General features: G+C 59.7%; 16 protein-coding genes. 6 read left to right on the top strand and 10 right to left on the bottom strand.

Going from position 1 to position 13,899, the window contains the following annotated elements; translation table 11 throughout:
• Positions 1 to 41 precede the first annotated feature (41 nt).
• Positions 42 to 347: a PepSY domain-containing protein gene (locus ACLD1Y_RS13825; protein WP_429478479.1), complete on the bottom strand. Its 306-nt coding sequence runs from the start codon at positions 345 to 347 to the stop codon at positions 42 to 44.
• 157 nt (positions 348 to 504) lie between these two features.
• On the opposite strand from ACLD1Y_RS13825, the gene ACLD1Y_RS13820 reads away from it, so the two are divergent.
• Positions 505 to 1,368 carry a sterol desaturase family protein gene (locus ACLD1Y_RS13820; RefSeq protein WP_429478478.1) on the top strand — a complete coding sequence of 288 codons (864 nt, stop codon included), beginning with the start codon at positions 505 to 507 and terminating at the stop codon, positions 1,366 to 1,368.
• Here ACLD1Y_RS13820 and ACLD1Y_RS13815 read toward each other — a convergent pair.
• Positions 1,360 to 2,013 carry a helix-turn-helix domain-containing protein gene (locus ACLD1Y_RS13815; RefSeq protein ID WP_429478477.1) on the bottom strand — a complete coding sequence of 218 codons (654 nt, stop codon included), beginning with the start codon at positions 2,011 to 2,013 and terminating at the stop codon, positions 1,360 to 1,362. The two genes, ACLD1Y_RS13820 and ACLD1Y_RS13815, sit on opposite strands and share 9 nt — an antisense overlap.
• Complete coding sequence (locus ACLD1Y_RS13810) at positions 2,014 to 3,141, bottom strand: glycerophosphodiester phosphodiesterase family protein (RefSeq protein WP_429478476.1); 1,128 nt, start codon at positions 3,139 to 3,141, stop codon at positions 2,014 to 2,016. It abuts the gene before it with no gap.
• A gap of 232 nt (positions 3,142 to 3,373) precedes the next feature.
• Here ACLD1Y_RS13810 and ACLD1Y_RS13805 point away from each other — a divergent pair, with 232 nt between their 5' ends.
• Complete coding sequence (locus tag ACLD1Y_RS13805; protein WP_429478475.1) at positions 3,374 to 3,697, top strand: DUF2025 family protein; 324 nt, start codon at positions 3,374 to 3,376, stop codon at positions 3,695 to 3,697.
• A 135-nt stretch (positions 3,698 to 3,832) separates the two neighbouring features.
• On the opposite strand, the gene ACLD1Y_RS13800 is transcribed toward ACLD1Y_RS13805, so the two are convergent.
• Both ACLD1Y_RS13800 and ACLD1Y_RS13795 read right to left on the bottom strand, forming a co-directional pair.
• The gene (locus ACLD1Y_RS13800; RefSeq protein WP_429478474.1) at positions 3,833 to 4,153 is read right to left on the bottom strand and encodes an antibiotic biosynthesis monooxygenase family protein; all 321 of its coding nucleotides are present in this window, start codon (positions 4,151 to 4,153) and stop codon (positions 3,833 to 3,835) included.
• Positions 4,150 to 4,851 carry a CTP synthase C-terminal region-related (seleno)protein gene (locus ACLD1Y_RS13795; protein WP_429478473.1) on the bottom strand — a complete coding sequence of 234 codons (702 nt, stop codon included), beginning with the start codon at positions 4,849 to 4,851 and terminating at the stop codon, positions 4,150 to 4,152. The genes ACLD1Y_RS13800 and ACLD1Y_RS13795 overlap by 4 nt, the downstream gene beginning before the upstream one ends.
• An 80-nt stretch (positions 4,852 to 4,931) precedes the next feature.
• Between ACLD1Y_RS13795 and ACLD1Y_RS13790 the strand changes: the two genes are divergently transcribed.
• Positions 4,932 to 5,813: a LysR family transcriptional regulator gene (locus tag ACLD1Y_RS13790; RefSeq protein ID WP_429478506.1), complete on the top strand. Its 882-nt coding sequence runs from the start codon at positions 4,932 to 4,934 to the stop codon at positions 5,811 to 5,813.
• A 27-nt stretch (positions 5,814 to 5,840) separates the two neighbouring features.
• Here ACLD1Y_RS13790 and ACLD1Y_RS13785 read toward each other — a convergent pair whose 3' ends face one another.
• The 4 genes from ACLD1Y_RS13785 to ACLD1Y_RS13770 all read right to left on the bottom strand — a co-directional run bounded on the left by ACLD1Y_RS13785 (position 5,841) and on the right by ACLD1Y_RS13770 (position 9,893).
• A complete protein-coding gene (locus tag ACLD1Y_RS13785) occupies positions 5,841 to 6,359 on the bottom strand; it encodes a DUF1003 domain-containing protein (protein WP_429478472.1) in 519 nt (172 codons plus the stop codon).
• A 76-nt stretch (positions 6,360 to 6,435) separates the two neighbouring features.
• Positions 6,436 to 7,755, bottom strand: a complete 1,320-nt coding sequence (locus ACLD1Y_RS13780; protein ID WP_429478471.1) for a methyl-accepting chemotaxis protein — start codon at positions 7,753 to 7,755, stop codon at positions 6,436 to 6,438.
• 264 nt (positions 7,756 to 8,019) lie between these two features.
• A complete protein-coding gene (locus tag ACLD1Y_RS13775) occupies positions 8,020 to 9,078 on the bottom strand; it encodes a diguanylate cyclase (RefSeq protein WP_429478470.1) in 1,059 nt (352 codons plus the stop codon).
• 188 nt (positions 9,079 to 9,266) lie between these two features.
• Positions 9,267 to 9,893, bottom strand: a complete 627-nt coding sequence (locus tag ACLD1Y_RS13770) for a TetR/AcrR family transcriptional regulator (protein WP_429478469.1) — start codon at positions 9,891 to 9,893, stop codon at positions 9,267 to 9,269.
• Positions 9,894 to 10,018: 125 nt separating this feature from the next.
• Between ACLD1Y_RS13770 and ACLD1Y_RS13765 the strand changes: the two genes are divergently transcribed.
• The 3 genes from ACLD1Y_RS13765 (at position 10,019) to ACLD1Y_RS13755 (ending at position 13,506) form a co-directional block, all read left to right on the top strand.
• Entirely contained in the window at positions 10,019 to 11,077 is a 1,059-nt protein-coding gene (locus tag ACLD1Y_RS13765; protein WP_429478468.1) for an MBL fold metallo-hydrolase, read from the top strand.
• A 190-nt stretch (positions 11,078 to 11,267) separates the two neighbouring features.
• Entirely contained in the window at positions 11,268 to 11,855 is a 588-nt protein-coding gene (locus ACLD1Y_RS13760) for a hypothetical protein (protein WP_429478467.1), read from the top strand.
• A 199-nt stretch (positions 11,856 to 12,054) separates the two neighbouring features.
• Entirely contained in the window at positions 12,055 to 13,506 is a 1,452-nt protein-coding gene (locus ACLD1Y_RS13755) for an amidase family protein (RefSeq protein WP_429478466.1), read from the top strand.
• Between the two features lie 36 nt (positions 13,507 to 13,542).
• Here the strand turns inward: ACLD1Y_RS13755 and ACLD1Y_RS13750 are convergent, their stop codons facing one another.
• A complete protein-coding gene (locus ACLD1Y_RS13750) occupies positions 13,543 to 13,896 on the bottom strand; it encodes a helix-turn-helix domain-containing protein (protein WP_429478465.1) in 354 nt (117 codons plus the stop codon).
• Positions 13,897 to 13,899: the final 3 nt, after the last annotated feature.

Genomic DNA, 13,899 nt, shown 5'->3' with positions numbered 1-13,899 from the left:
TGCCCCCTCCCACATTGGATCTGCGGTGAGTACTAGAAAACTCAGGTGTCCTGCTTGTTTTCCAGCACTTCACCGGTCTTGGCGTCGAGCTTCACATCCCACTTCACATTGCTGGTATCGCGCATTTCGACTTCGTATACCAGGCGACCAGCTTTGTCTTTCAGCTCGGTGTCGGTGATGGTCGCGCCGGTATGTTTGGCCAGGGCGTCTTTGTTGAGCTGCTCGAACGGCTTCACCGCGCCGGACTGCAACAGACTTGGAATCTGGTCTGGGCGTACGTCAGCCTGTGCCAGGCCAGCAGTCAGGGTCAGGGCGGTGGCGGCAAACAAGGCGGTCAAGGTTTTCATCGTGTGTGTGTCCTTCTGGGGTGAGCTGTTTAAGTGGCCTCAGGTTAGCCAGCACAACTTAACTCTCCCTTAATTATTTCAAGCAGTTGCGCAGTTTGTTCAATCCGTCAGGCGCGCCGGATTTCATGCTGGGGCTTCATTTAAATGGAGACTCGGGATGAAGCGCTTAGTGAGCTGGACTTATGCACCGGCCTTTCTGCTGGGGTTTATCGCGTGTGGGATTTGGCTGCCGGACGGGCTGATCCTGGTGTTTTTTGCAGCGATTGCGGTGTCGTTTGTGACGGAGCAATGGCTACCCTATGACCCGCAATGGAACCACAACCTGGGCGATCGTCGGCGCGACACCTTGCACGCGCTGGTCAATGAAAGCCTCAACGCAGTGGGTTTGCTGATCCTGCCGGGGCTTACCGTCCTGCTAGCGATCGACGGTGTCTGGCCTCGCGGCTGGCCGCTGTGGGAGCAACTGTTGCTGGCCATCGTGCTCGCCGACGCAGGCATCACCCTGATGCATTACGCCAGCCACCGCATCGCGCCGCTCTGGCGCTTGCATGCGGTACACCACAGCGTGCAGCGTTTGTATGGGTTCAACGGTTTGATGAAGCACCCGTTGCACCAAATGCTCGAAGCCACCGCCGGCCTGCTGCCGCTGATTCTGCTGGGTATTCCCCTGGAGGTGGCGCAGTTGCTCGCGTTGGCCATCGCCCTGCAATTGCTGTTGCAGCATTCCAACGTGGACATGCGCCTGGGGCCGCTGCGCTGGGTGTTCGCCTGGGCGCCGGTGCATCGGTTTCACCATATGAAATACGGGCGTGCCGGGGATGTGAATTTCGGGCTGTTTTTCAACCTGTGGGACTGGCTGTTGGGCACCGCGTATTACCGCGAGGGCTATCGCATGGGGCTGGGGGATTTGGGGATTGGCAGCCGCCCGGATTTCCCGGTGGCTTACGGGGCGCAGATGCTGGACCCGTTCAAGCCGGCGCGTACGGTCAAGGAACCGTCGCTCCCCGAAGCGCTACGTTAGCAATCGCACATCGAGTTGGCGCAACGACGCTGCCGCCGTCACGCCGAACAGCTGCTTCATGGTCCGCGAAAAATGCGCCGAATCGGCAAACCCCGCACCATGGGCGGCGTCGGTCAGCGTGCTGCCGGCCAGGGCCAAGTGCAGGGCGATGCGCAAGCGCCGCCATAGCACCAGGCGGCGTACGGGCAAGCCGAGTTGATGGGAAAACAGGCGCTCCAGCTGGCTCAATGACAGGTGCGCCGCCTGAGCCAGGGCCTGGGCCGACACTTTGCCGGTGAGCTGTTCATCCAAGGCGGCGAGGGCGCGTTCCAGGCGCGGGTCGTCCAGGCGGCGCCGAGGCAGTTGGCGCACGGCTTCCAGCGACAGTTCCTGTTGCAACAAGGGGGCGATATCAAACACGGCGGGTTCGGCATATAGCACCGACACTTCACCTTCTGAATCGAGAATGGCGTGGGTTTGCCGCGAAGGGATAAACAGGCGCTGGGCCGTGATGACCAGGCCTTGCAGGCTTACCGTGATCGGCGCGCCGCAGCTGAACATCAACTGGTGGGCGTAGTGCGCATGGGGCGCGGTGCGCCCCAGCTCGCCGATGATCAGGCCGTAGTCATGCCCCAGCCATAGGCGGCCTGACCATTGGGCCTTCACTCAGTACTTATGGTCGTTCAGCAGGTCTTGCACGCTGGACGACGGCCAGCGCTTGTAGAACTTCAACAGTTCGGCGGCGCGGTTGGTGAAGATGCCGTCGACGCCGGCGCTCATCACTTTTTGGAAGTCCACGGGCTCATCCACGGTGTACACGTGCACCAGCAGGCCTTTGTCGTGAGTCAGTTTGTTCATCTCAGGCTTGACCAGGTCGGTGTAGCTCTGGTCGCCGTGGTCGGTCAACTCAGCCGACGGGCCGGTGCCGATGGCGCCGAGGCTCTTGGCTTCGTCGACCCACTTTTCGAACTCGGCGGCGTCTTTGGGTTGCTGCTTGGCGTAGTAGGCGGCCTTGGTGGTTTCACCGGACTCGGCGAAGGTTTGCTTGTTGAGGGGTTCGATGCTGCCTTCACCGACCCACAGCAGCAGGATTTTCGGCGTGTTGGGCATCTCTTTTTGCAGTTCGACCAGGCTGGATTTCTCGAAGGTCTGCAGCACCACGCGGCCACGGCCCTGGCCGACACCAGTGTTGCTCTTGCCTAGCTTGGAGCCGGCGGAGCTCAGCCAGCCTTTGTCCAGCAGCTTGTTTTTAAGGTCGGCTTCGATGCCGGGGAATTGCTTGGGTTCCTTGGTCTCGATGTACAGGCCGGGTTTGTGCTGCGGGTTGCCTTCAGCGATCTTGATGATGTCGTCCAGGCTCTGGATTTTCAGGCCGACGAAACCAGGGCGCGCGCGGTCGGGGTAGGCTGCGTTGAACCAACTGCCGGCGTCGAGGGTTTGCAGTTCTTTCCAGGTAAATTCGTTGGCCGGAGCGTCTTTGCGCTCGGGGAACTTGGTGGCCACGTCGGTGGTGCGTTGCAGGTTGTTGTCATGCAGAGCGAACAGCACGCCGTCCTTGCTGCGTTGCAGGTCCATTTCCAGGTAGTCGGCGCCCAGGTCGCGAGCGACCTTGTAGGCCGCGGCGGTGGACTCGGGGGCGTCGTAGGAAGCGCCACGGTGGGCGATGACTGCCGGGTATGGAATGCCTTCGTTTGTTGCCAATTCAGCCGGGCTGATGGGGCCCGCAGCCTGCGCTTGGCCAAGGCCCAGCATCAGTGCGAGCAGCAGGGCGCTCTTGGTAAACGTGACAGGCATAAGCGAAGTCCTTTCGTGGAGGTAACTTTGAGAAGGCCTCCTTTTTAACAATTGATTGCGAACGGCGCTATCACCAAACCGACATTAACGTGCGCACTCGTCAAATTTCCGATCTTTTTTAGGATGCATTGCAGTACTCTTGCCCGAAGCTGCCCCGCTAGAGGGCAGTACTTTCTGCCACGCGTGTAAACCATCTTTCCAGTCCCTGTGGGACTTTTCAGTGAGGTTTACCATGCGCATCACTTCCGAGCTTATCTGCCAGGCCGCTGACCAACTCCATGGGTTCGTGGGCCTGAACCGCAAGTCCGGCCAGTACATCGTGCGATTCAGCGAAGACTCCTTCGGCATGGACGTGGCCGACGACGGCATCATCCCCACCGCTGAGTTCGTCTGGTTGCCGGCGGCGGACGACACCATGACGTTGTCCCGTGAGCGCATTCAGTTGCTGCTGGACCAGAACATCGACGAGCGCATTAACATCACTGAGCCGCTACGGGTGTATATGCGGCGGGTGGAGATTCCACAGATCAGTGCGTTGCGTAGTTTGGTGAGCTGATACGACACTTTTTCGGGGCATGTGAAGATCAAAATGTGGGAGCGGGCTTGCTCGCGAAAGCGGTGTGTCAATCAACTTATCTTTGACTGATAGACCGCATTCGCGAGCAAGCCCGCTCCCACAATGGTCAGCATTTCAACTTTGGAAGGAGTAGGTTCGTTCGACTTTGCACACTCGTGTCTGAAACGCCGAATACCAATGTGCTCGCCCTTGCTCACGCACCGCCCGATGCTCGGCCTGCTGCTTCCACGCCAGAATCGCCGCCTCGTTCTCCCAATACGACACGGTAATCCCCAACCCATCCTCCCGCGCCGCCTCCACCCCGAGAAACCCCGGTTGCTCACGTGCCAGCTCAAGCATGCGGCCGGCCGCTTCGCCGTAGCCATGATCCCCCTCGGTACGCAGCGAGGTGAATATCACTGCGTAATAGGGCGGGGCCGGTGTGCGGGCGATCATGCCGACACCGCCTGGCAGGCCTTGAGCAGGGCAATTGCTAACGGTGGGGTGATGCCCTTGAGCGCGGCCCGCTCGGGTTGGAACAGGGTGGCGACAAAGAACGGATGGTCGAGCAACTCCACTGCGCGCAGGTCGCCTGCCGAGTCGTGGCCACTGGGAATCAGATCGCCTTCCAGCAGGGTGTCGAGGAACTCAGGGTTCATGCCGTAGCGGCAGCGATAGCCTTCGTTGAGGTCCAGGGTGCCGTAGGCTTCGGCGATACGGGTATAGGGCACCAATCGCACCGTGCCGGTCGCTTCCACCAACGCACAGTGTAACGGTGTGATCACGGCGCGCTTGGCATCCGGTGCCAGTTCGCCATGTTCGGCATCGGCCCAGCCCAGTACGTTGCGAGCATATTCCAGCACGGCATGTTGAAAACCGGCGCAGGTGCCCAGGAAAGGCCGCTTCTGCTCGCGGGCAAAGCGGATGGCCCGCAGTGCGCCGTCAATGTCGCGGTAGGGGCAGGCGGGCACGCACCAGAAGCCGTCGAAGCCGTGAAGTGAATGGGGCAGGGCGTCGGTGCTGAGCCACTGCAGATGAACCGTGATGCCAAGGCTGTCGGCGGCCTGTTGCAGCGCCAGGGGAATGGCCTGGTGGGCGGTGACGTCGGGGTCGTAATCGCCGATCAAGGCGAGGTGCAGCGGGGTGGTTTTCATCGTGTGCAGCCCATGGCTTGTGGTGTCCTGGGGCGCACTATAGATTGGCGTCGATGCAATCAAAATTGGCGTTAGCCCATATGTTCAATGCAGCGACGCACTATCAGATTGACTACCCAGACCTGTCATTAATCCTCGCCTTGGTACGCGGTGGCACCCTGGCGCGGGCGGCGGCGCTGTTGCGGGTGGATGTGTCCACGGTGTTTCGCGCCGTGCGGCGCCTTGAAGCGGCGCTGGGCCAGACGCTGTTCGAAAAAAGCCGCGCCGGCTACCTGCCCACCAGCCTGGCCAGAGATCTTGCGCTGCAGGCTGAACGCGCCGAGCAAGCCCTGGAAGCCGCACGCATTGGCGTGGAGCAGGGCGGTGAAGTGATCAGCGGCACGGTGCGCCTTACCTGCACCGACTCGGTGTTACAGGGTTTGCTGTTGCCGGCCTTGGCGCAGTTCATGCCGGCGTATCCGGCGTTGGTGCTGGAGCTGAGCACTTCGAATGATTTTGCCAACCTCAGCCGCCGGGACGCGGATATCGCCCTGCGCCTCACCCGAACACCCCCTGAGCATCTGGTAGGACGTTGCCTGGGCAGCGTGGCCTATCAGGTCTGCGCCAGCCCGGCATACGCTCGCATGCAGCAGGGTCGTGAGTTAAACGAGTTGGCGTGGATCGCGCCGGACGATTTCATGCCCGACCACCCCACCGTCGCCTGGCGCCGAGAGCACCTGCCGGGCGTGCGCCCCAGTTATCGCTGCAACAGCATGTTGTCGGTCAGCGAGTTGGTGCGGGCGGGGATGGGGGTTGCAGCGTTGCCGGATTTTCTCCTGGATGACGGTTTGCAACCGCTGGGCCCGGCGCTGGCCGGGCACGATACGGCGCTGTGGTTGCTCACACGTCCCGATTGCCGGGCGTTGCGTTCGGTGGTGACCTTGTTTGATGAGTTGGGGCGGCATGTGCAGATGAAATCGTAAGCGCAACGTGCGGCCAAATGTGGGGCCTCAGGTTTTGCGCACAAAATGCTCATGCATCTCGCACGTCAGGCTTTCGATATGTTCGGTCAGTTGCTTGGTCATCTCCGTCAGCCGGGTGTTCTGCTCCAGCAATTCCAGCAACTGCTTGGTGGTGTGTGCGGCCTGGGCCTGGCGTTCGGTGTTGGCCACGGCGAGGGCTTCGCGGTGCTGTGCATCGGCGTCGGATTGGGCTTTATCGCGTGCGGCCTGGCGGGTCTGGGCCAGCAGGATCAACGGCGCGGCATAAGCCGATTGCAGGCTGAACGCCAGGTTGAGCAGGATGAACGGGTACACGTCAAAGTGCGTGATACCGGTCATGTTCAGCACCACCCACAGCACCACGATGGCGGTTTGCGCCCCCAGAAAGGTGGGCGTGCCGAAGAACCGGGCGAAGGCTTCGGCCTTGAGGGCGAAGGTGTCGTTGCCAAAGGTCGGCGCCAGGTGGGCGTGGCCTCGATGGAAACGCAGGTGATCGACGGGGGCTGCTTCGGGTTTATCTGGGGTCATGGCGGGCTCGGATCTTTGGCGTGAACACAATCAAGCACTATAGACCGAGCCCCCGCCCGGGCACATGAAGAACAGGTCAGTTGCCGCCACGCTCGTTGGCAAATGCACTCACCGCCTGCACCGCTTCGCTGGTGCCTTCACGAATCTGCAAAATCACCGTGCCTGCGCGGTTGGCCAGGTCCACGCCCTGTGCGGCACGGTCGCGCGTGCCGTCCATGCTGTCGATGGCCAGGCGGGTTTCCTCCTGGATCATTGCGATCATGCTGGAAATCTCCGCAGTGGAGCCGCTGGTGCGTGCCGCTAACTGGCGCACTTCATCGGCCACTACGGCAAACCCACGGCCCTGTTCACCGGCACGGGCCGCTTCGATGGCGGCGTTGAGGGCCAGCAGGTTGGTCTGGTCGGCAATCCCACGAATGGTATTGACGATGGCGGTGATCTGCTGCGAACGCTCGCCCAATTTAGCGATGAGTTGGGAAGATCCGTCGATATCGGCGGCGATTTCGCGCATGCCGGTGGCGGTTTGCTGGATCACTTCGGCGCCTTTTTCGGCGATGTCCCGGGTAGTCAGGGAGATGTGATAGGCCTGGGCGGCGCTGGCGGCATCGGCGCTGTGTTGTTGCACCATGGCGGTCACGTCAGAGGCGAACTTGACCACTTTGCACAGGCGCCCGCTGGCGTCGTACACCGGGTTGTAGTTGGCTTCGAGCCAGACGGTCTGGCCGTGTTTGTCCACGCGCTCGAACTGGCCGCTGAACATTTCGCCCTGGTTCAGGCGTCGCCAGAAATCGCTGTAGGCCGCGCTGCTGGCTATTGCGGCTGGGCAGAACAGGCGGTGATGCTGGCCTTGGATCTGCGCCAGGCTATAGCCCATGCGCTGTAGGAAATTGGCATTGGCGGTAATGATGGTGCCGTCGAGGTTGAACTCGATCACCGCCATGGCACGGCCGATGGCGTCCAATTTGGCATTGGCTTCACTTTCGGCTTGCAGGCGCGGGGTGACGTCCATGGCGTACTTCACCACCTTCAATACTTGGCCCGCTTCATCTCGAACCGGGTTGTAGCTGGCTTCCAGCCATACCGACTGGCCGGTGCCGGCTACCCGTTCGAAGGTGCCTGACTGGAATTGGCCACTGCGCAGGTTCGACCACAGTTGGCTGTATTCGGCGCTGCGGGCGAAGGCCGGGGTGCAGAACATTCGGTGGGACTGGCCCAGGATCTGCTCGGCGCGGTAGCCCATGGTCTTGAGGAAGTTGTCATTGGCCCGCAGCACATGGCCTTGCAGGTCGAATTCGATCACTGCCATGGAGCGTTCGATGGCGTCCAGCAGGCTGGCCTGTTGGGCGACGGTGTGTTGCAGGGTGTTGATGGTTTTTTTATGGGCGTTGAATAGCATGTTCGGGGGCTCGGGCAAGCAAGCGTCGGGGGTATCCATGCAAGGTCGCCTGCCCCCGTAGGGCGCTGGGCCTACGGTTGACGTGCTCAATGCCAGCTTCCTGGTGCTGACAGCAGGGGTGGAACAACGGGTTCAGAGTGCTGCGCTGTGCCAGAAGTTCGGTCCCGGAGCAGGCACTTTTCGTACAAATCGACCGATGGCGGCATTATGCTATCGGTGTGGACGTTAGTAGAAAAAATCAGACGAGGTGCTGTAGGACAATTTTCACGCGGTATGGGCGATGACGTCGTCGCTGACATTCACCCGGTTACGCCCGGTGTCCTTGGCCATATATAGCGCACGGTCTGCCGCATTCAGCCACATGGCCGCATCGGTGTAGGACGCTTGGAAGTCCGCCAGGCCGATGCTCAGGCTTACGCGCAGTTCTGGAATCTGCGGGTTACGGTAATTACTAAAGGTTTCGCGCATGCGCTCCATGGCTTGCGCGGCCTGCCCCAAGGGCATTTGCGGAAGAATCACACAGAATTCGTCGCCACCGTAACGTCCGGCCAAGTCGTTTTCCCGCAGGTTGCGCCGCAACTCCGCGCTCAACTGTCGCAGTACTGCATCGCCGACGATATGGCCGTGGGAGTCATTGATCTGCTTGAAGTGGTCAATGTCGATCAATGCAATGGTGGCGTGGCTTTGTTGCTGCTGGCACTTGTGGAACTTGAGTTGCAGCAGGTCTTTCCACGAGCCGTGGTTGAGCAGACCGGTGAGGCTGTCGATGCGGCTCAGGGCGCTGAGGGCGCGTTTGTGTTCCGACAGTTTGATCGCCAGTTGATAGCAGACCATACCGATGGCCATCGGGTAGAGGGTCAGCATCGGCAAGCAGGCGTAGACCTGCACCAGGCTCACCAACGGGTTGAATTGCAGGCCAAACAGCAGCGCAGCAACGCCCGCGCCAAGTACTTGGGCCAGGGCTCCGCGGAAAAGCAGGCGCTTGCCGCCCGCTGCGACGTTGTTCATGGAGACCATGGACAGCAAGGTCACGGTGGTCAGCGGGGTGAACTGCAATAGGGCAACCCAGAACCCACTGAACAAGGCGTCTAGCACCAGGTTGCGCTGTTCGGCGTCGTAGGGAAATTTTGAGCGGGTTGCCAGTAGATACGCCAGGTGCGGCCAGACAAAACCATTGACCAGCAACAAAGCCCAGACCCAGTCAGGCTTTGCCAGCGGAGCCAGGGCGGCGGCGACACTGATGCAGCACATGGCGGTGCCGATGATTCTTGGCCGGTAGATGCGCGTGGCAAATGAAAGCCCTTTGCCTTGTCTGTTTTCCATAGATTCCTGGGCCAACTCTTTTGCAGATACGACGACGTTCGTTCGCGAGGTAACCGTTGATCGGATAATACCGCTGAATATTGTCAGGTATTCCGGCGCGAATAATCAGTGTCCTTCCAGGCCATTTCTGCAAAACAGAGGGCAAATGCGTCAAAAACGACCCGCAATGTCGTTCGCGCAACAGGTTTTTACGGCAAAGGAGGGCGTTTGACCTCATAACCGGCGAGGAACAGGTCGATGGCCGACTCGATCACACTGGCCTGGTGAGGGTCGTCCAATATCGGTTGGCCAAGGGTAATCTGGGGCCAGAAAGCGAAGGCCTTGAGCATGCCCTGGATCTGGTGGGCGGCAAATGCCGGGTCACTGCAACTGAGGCGGCCGTCTTCCTGGGCGGCGCGCACCCATTGGGTAAAGCCTTCCTCGCGCTTGCTCAGGCGGGTGACCATGTCTTGGGCGCGTTCTGGCGAATGAATGGTGGCCGCAATGGCCACCCGAGCCAGGTCGAGAAAATTGGCGTCCGACATCATTTTCATCTTGGCTTGCAGCAACCCGCGCAGTTGCTCGCGTAACGGGCGGTCGCTGGCGTAGCCCACATCCAACTGCGCCACGCTGCTGGCCCAGAGTTGGTGGAGGATTTCGGCGAAGAGTTCTTCCTTGCTGGGGAAGTGGTTGTACACCGTGCGCTTGGAAACCCCGGCGGTGGCGGCGATCTTGTCCATGCTGGTGACCTCGAAACCGTTATCGCGAAACTCGGCGATGGCGGCAGCCACGATGGCTTCGCGCTTGCGGTCGGTGAGGCGTAGAGGGGCAGTCATGGGTGGTGCTCGGCTCTTATAAGGAAAATTACACTGGGCAGTTTACTTGGTCCAAGTTTTGTTGCAATCTTGAAACTACACTGTGCAGTGTAATTTTCTGAGCGGTCTGTAGGAGTTACCTGGTAATGGCCACGATTTCATCCCGACTCGACCCCGCGCCTGCTGCGCTCAAGCCTGCCGAGCAGGACCAAGGGCATTTCAGCAACGATGCTCCGGTGCAGCACGGCGGTTTTGGCAAAACCTTACGAATTTTCTGGAACATGCTGTTCAACAAGCCGCGCAGTACGCGACCGGTGGGGCAGATTCCGGTGCAGCCGTTGACCCGCGAGCAACTGCTGGCAGCCCCGGATCACAGCGTGTTCCGCCTGGGGCATTCCACCGTATTGCTGAAAATGCGCGGCAAGTTCTGGGTCACCGACCCGGTGTTCGCCGAGCGGGCCTCGCCGTTCAGTTGGGCCGGCCCCAAGCGTTTCCATCAGCCACCCATCAGCCTCGAAGAACTGCCGCCGTTGGAAGCGGTGATTCTTTCCCACAACCACTACGACCATCTTGATCACAAGGCTGTCGTCCAATTGGCCGACAAGACCCGTTACTTCCTGGCGCCGCTGGGTGTGGGGGACATCCTGGTGAAATGGGGTGTGGATGCCAGCAAAGTGCGTCAGTTGGATTGGTGGCAGGGCACCGAGGTGGATGGCATCCGTTTTGTCGCCACGCCTGCGCAACACTTTTCCGGCCGTGGGTTGTTTGATGCCAACCAGACCCTGTGGTGTTCCTGGGTCATGATCGACGGCGCACGACGGATCTTTTTCAGTGGCGACACTGGCTACTTCGATGGCTTCAAACGCATCGGCGAACAGTACGGCCCGTTTGATCTGACGCTGATGGAAACCGGTGCTTACAACGTTGATTGGCCCCATGTGCACATGCAACCGGAGCAAACCCTACAGGCGCATATCGACCTTAAAGGGCGCTGGTTGCTGCCCATTCACAACGGCACGTTCGACCTGGCGTTCCATGCCTGGCACGAACCGTTCGACCGCATCATGGCCCTGGCTTGGGAGCGCAATGTGTCGATTACCACGCCGCCGATGGGGCAGGCGTTCAGTTTGAACCAGCCTGAGCGTGGGTATGCGTGGTGGTTGGAAGTCGAGACTCAAGGTGTTGAGGGCCCCGCGCTGAACTGAAAACCAAAAGGAGTTTTCAGGGTGTTTCAGGGCTGCGACAGGCGCTGGAGGACAGTGCGATGATCCCCGGGAAATGACATTTTCGGGGGCGTTCCTAATGGATGATAAATGTTGGAAGACGCGGCAGGTTGGGCTGTTTTGTCGGCTGGGGAATATTCCGGCGGACCCCGCACCGACGTGTCCTACTGCCGTGGGTGCCGATGCGCGTGCTATCACTTTCGGTGTTGAGCCCGCGGTTCATACGCTGCGTAAGGGCGGCCCTCCCATTCCCGGCTATGATTCGCCGGCCCTGCCCATTAAGCCTTCCCGTGACCCCGCCTTTTCGTTGATCGCCTTGAGTGGTGCCGAGCCTCAGGAACCGGTGATGGTGGAGGTGCCTTTGGTGATGAACAACAGTGCCTTTAGCCCTTCTCAGGAGATGGTCGGTTGGCGCATCGGGTTTGCCCATTGGCATGAGCACAGTACTTCCTTCCTTCAAGCACTAAATGCCCTGCGTCTGGCTGGCGCGTTCATGGTGCTGGTGGACGCACGCTGGGATGCGATCGATGAGTGCGTCATCGAGCACCGTCTCGACGCTTTGATCTGCCAGGAAAGCAGCCCTGCGTTTCAGAAGGCGCACAGCAACGGCAATCCCAGTGCCTGCGAAGTGCTTGAAGACGGAACGAGGATCTGGTTTTACGGCGCACGGTGGGCGGGTGATCGTCTCAGTTGTCTGACACTGGCTTTGCGCCCGGTATTACGTCAAACCTTACGTCTGACCACGCGCTTGAATACGTGATCGCACGGTCCGGCAAGATTCACCTTAAAGGCGTTACGTGGGCGCTTTTTTAGACTGGGACGCAGCTATCGACCGATAGCGTCATGTCCAGTCAAACAGAGGCCATTTTATGATCGGACCAGTTTCAATGATGGGTTGGACGCAGGGTTTGGCGCAGGCTATCTCTAACCCTCCCCAGGGATTCAAGAGTGCTTGTGAAATGTCGAAGGATATGGCTCGACAGGGAGGAGCCACGTCAGAGTCACTCGTCAAAGACTCTTTGAAGCTGATCGCCAATATCGACCAGGGATTGCAAGGGGGAAACGCGTTTATCGAAACAAACCCTGATGCCCTCAGCGAGGCTAAGGCGCGCGATCAGGAACGCGGCCGCGGGCAGGTTCGCAGCTATCTGCACGGCGTTCCCATCGCGCTTAAAGACGTATTTGAAACCAAGGGCCGCATGCAGACCAGCGCCGGCTCGAACGCGTTGGTCGGGGCACCGGCGGAAAAAAATGCGAAGGTCGTGGATAACCTGCTCAAGGCGGGTGCAGTGGTGGTGGGTAAAACCAACCTGAGTGAATTGTCCAATTTCCGCTCTGAGGCACCGGCTGATGGTTGGAGTTCCCGAGGTGGTCAGACGCTCAACCCGCATCGTCTGGGTGGGCAGGTAGCCGGTTCGAGTTCGGGCTCCGCAGTGGCCGTCGCCCAAGGCCATGTGCCCCTGGCGTTGGGTGTGGAAACCAATGGATCGATTATTGCCCCTGCTGCTTATAACGGGGTTTTTGGCTTGAAAACTACTGCCGGGCTGGTGAGTACTGAAGGCGTCATGACCAGTTCGCGAATGGACACGGTGGGTACGTTTACGCGAAATGTCCGTGATGCCGCTGAGGCACTCAATGCAATGACCGAAACCGATGCATACGACGATGGCTTGCATGCTGATGCGTTAAAGGGAAAGCGAATTGGCTATGCGCCGCTGCCTGAATTGTCTGCGCAAGATGCCGCGAACCCGGCAATAAGAGCTGACAGGAAGCACTTTGAGCAGGCGCTGGAGGTATTGAAGGACAAAGGTGCGATTCTGGTGCCGGTACATCTATTGGATAATTGCATTTCGATTGACGGATACGACGCGTACAACGACGAATTGTTCAAGGACGTCAAGGCGCATCTTGAAGGCTACCTGGCTGGCCGCAGCGGGTTGCCGGTTAAATCGCTGTCGGAGCTGATCGCGTTTAACAAGCAGAACCAGCAACCTGGCCAACCTGACCAGAAAATTCTGGAAATGATCAACGGCTTGGACGTGCCACCAGAGCAACTCGAAAAGTTGTTGGAAAAGATCGTGCCGGTTTTCCAGCAGGTCATCGACGATCCACTTATTGAGCACAATCTTGACGCCATGCTGTCGAACTTTCTGTCGCACAGTTATTACTTCAGCGCTGTCGCAGGCTACCCAGGCATGTCGATACCTTCCGGCATGGACGATGAAGGTATGCCCACTGCACTTCACCTGCAAGGAACGAAGAACAGCGAGCCTAAATTGCTATCGATTGCCTACGGCTATGAGCAAGCGACGCAAGCGGTCAGGAAGCCTGCTTTTGAGCCGGGTGCGCCGTCCTCACCTGCTGTCGTAGAATCTGACGAAACGGTTGAAGAGGTCGTGCAGGCCAGCTAAGCGTGAATCTGGCTCTGCTGTTACCAGGCAGCAGAGCTAGTAGATCGATGCTGCTGTTGAGCCGATCAAACGAGAAATGATCGCTTGCGCAGAGGGCTCGGGTGCTGCGGTTTCAAACCGGCGCGCACTCATTCCCCACCCCGGTGCAAACCCCGGAAAAAACACCAGCCCTTCAGCCTCCAGCCGAAACGCCAGGGTCAAGCGGGTTTCATCCTCCACCTCGGCGTGGCTTTCAAAGCGTTGTACCGCTTCTTCCGCGACGCCGGCATGGCGGGCCAGGTCTTCTCGACTCCAGCCCAGCATCGCGCGGGCTTGTGCGCTGTGCTTGGCGGTGAATTGATGCAGGACGATCTGCTGTTCTACGAAAGAGCTCATTGCCAGGGAGGACATGGG

Origin of the sequence: Pseudomonas sp. 18175 (genome assembly GCF_050432925.1) — a bacterium.
GTDB lineage: Bacteria > Pseudomonadota > Gammaproteobacteria > Pseudomonadales > Pseudomonadaceae > Aquipseudomonas.
Note: the sequence above shows the minus strand (reverse complement) of the source record. Positions and strands in the feature narration are given on the sequence as shown.

Coding starts and splice junctions, on each gene's coding strand:
- ACLD1Y_RS13810 (WP_429478476.1), bottom strand. CDS start 3,141: ATGCCTGTCACGTTTACCAAGAGCGCCCTGCTGCTCGCACTGATGCTG.
- ACLD1Y_RS13820 (WP_429478478.1), top strand. CDS start 505: ATGAAGCGCTTAGTGAGCTGGACTTATGCACCGGCCTTTCTGCTGGGG.
- ACLD1Y_RS13755 (WP_429478466.1), top strand. CDS start 12,055: ATGTCGAAGGATATGGCTCGACAGGGAGGAGCCACGTCAGAGTCACTC.
- ACLD1Y_RS13780 (WP_429478471.1), bottom strand. CDS start 7,755: ATGCTATTCAACGCCCATAAAAAAACCATCAACACCCTGCAACACACC.
- ACLD1Y_RS13790 (WP_429478506.1), top strand. CDS start 4,932: ATGTTCAATGCAGCGACGCACTATCAGATTGACTACCCAGACCTGTCA.
- ACLD1Y_RS13825 (WP_429478479.1), bottom strand. CDS start 347: ATGAAAACCTTGACCGCCTTGTTTGCCGCCACCGCCCTGACCCTGACT.
- ACLD1Y_RS13750 (WP_429478465.1), bottom strand. CDS start 13,896: ATGTCCTCCCTGGCAATGAGCTCTTTCGTAGAACAGCAGATCGTCCTG.
- ACLD1Y_RS13795 (WP_429478473.1), bottom strand. CDS start 4,851: ATGAAAACCACCCCGCTGCACCTCGCCTTGATCGGCGATTACGACCCC.
- ACLD1Y_RS13770 (WP_429478469.1), bottom strand. CDS start 9,893: ATGACTGCCCCTCTACGCCTCACCGACCGCAAGCGCGAAGCCATCGTG.
- ACLD1Y_RS13765 (WP_429478468.1), top strand. CDS start 10,019: ATGGCCACGATTTCATCCCGACTCGACCCCGCGCCTGCTGCGCTCAAG.
- ACLD1Y_RS13805 (WP_429478475.1), top strand. CDS start 3,374: ATGCGCATCACTTCCGAGCTTATCTGCCAGGCCGCTGACCAACTCCAT.
- ACLD1Y_RS13785 (WP_429478472.1), bottom strand. CDS start 6,359: ATGACCCCAGATAAACCCGAAGCAGCCCCCGTCGATCACCTGCGTTTC.
- ACLD1Y_RS13775 (WP_429478470.1), bottom strand. CDS start 9,078: ATGGAAAACAGACAAGGCAAAGGGCTTTCATTTGCCACGCGCATCTAC.
- ACLD1Y_RS13800 (WP_429478474.1), bottom strand. CDS start 4,153: ATGATCGCCCGCACACCGGCCCCGCCCTATTACGCAGTGATATTCACC.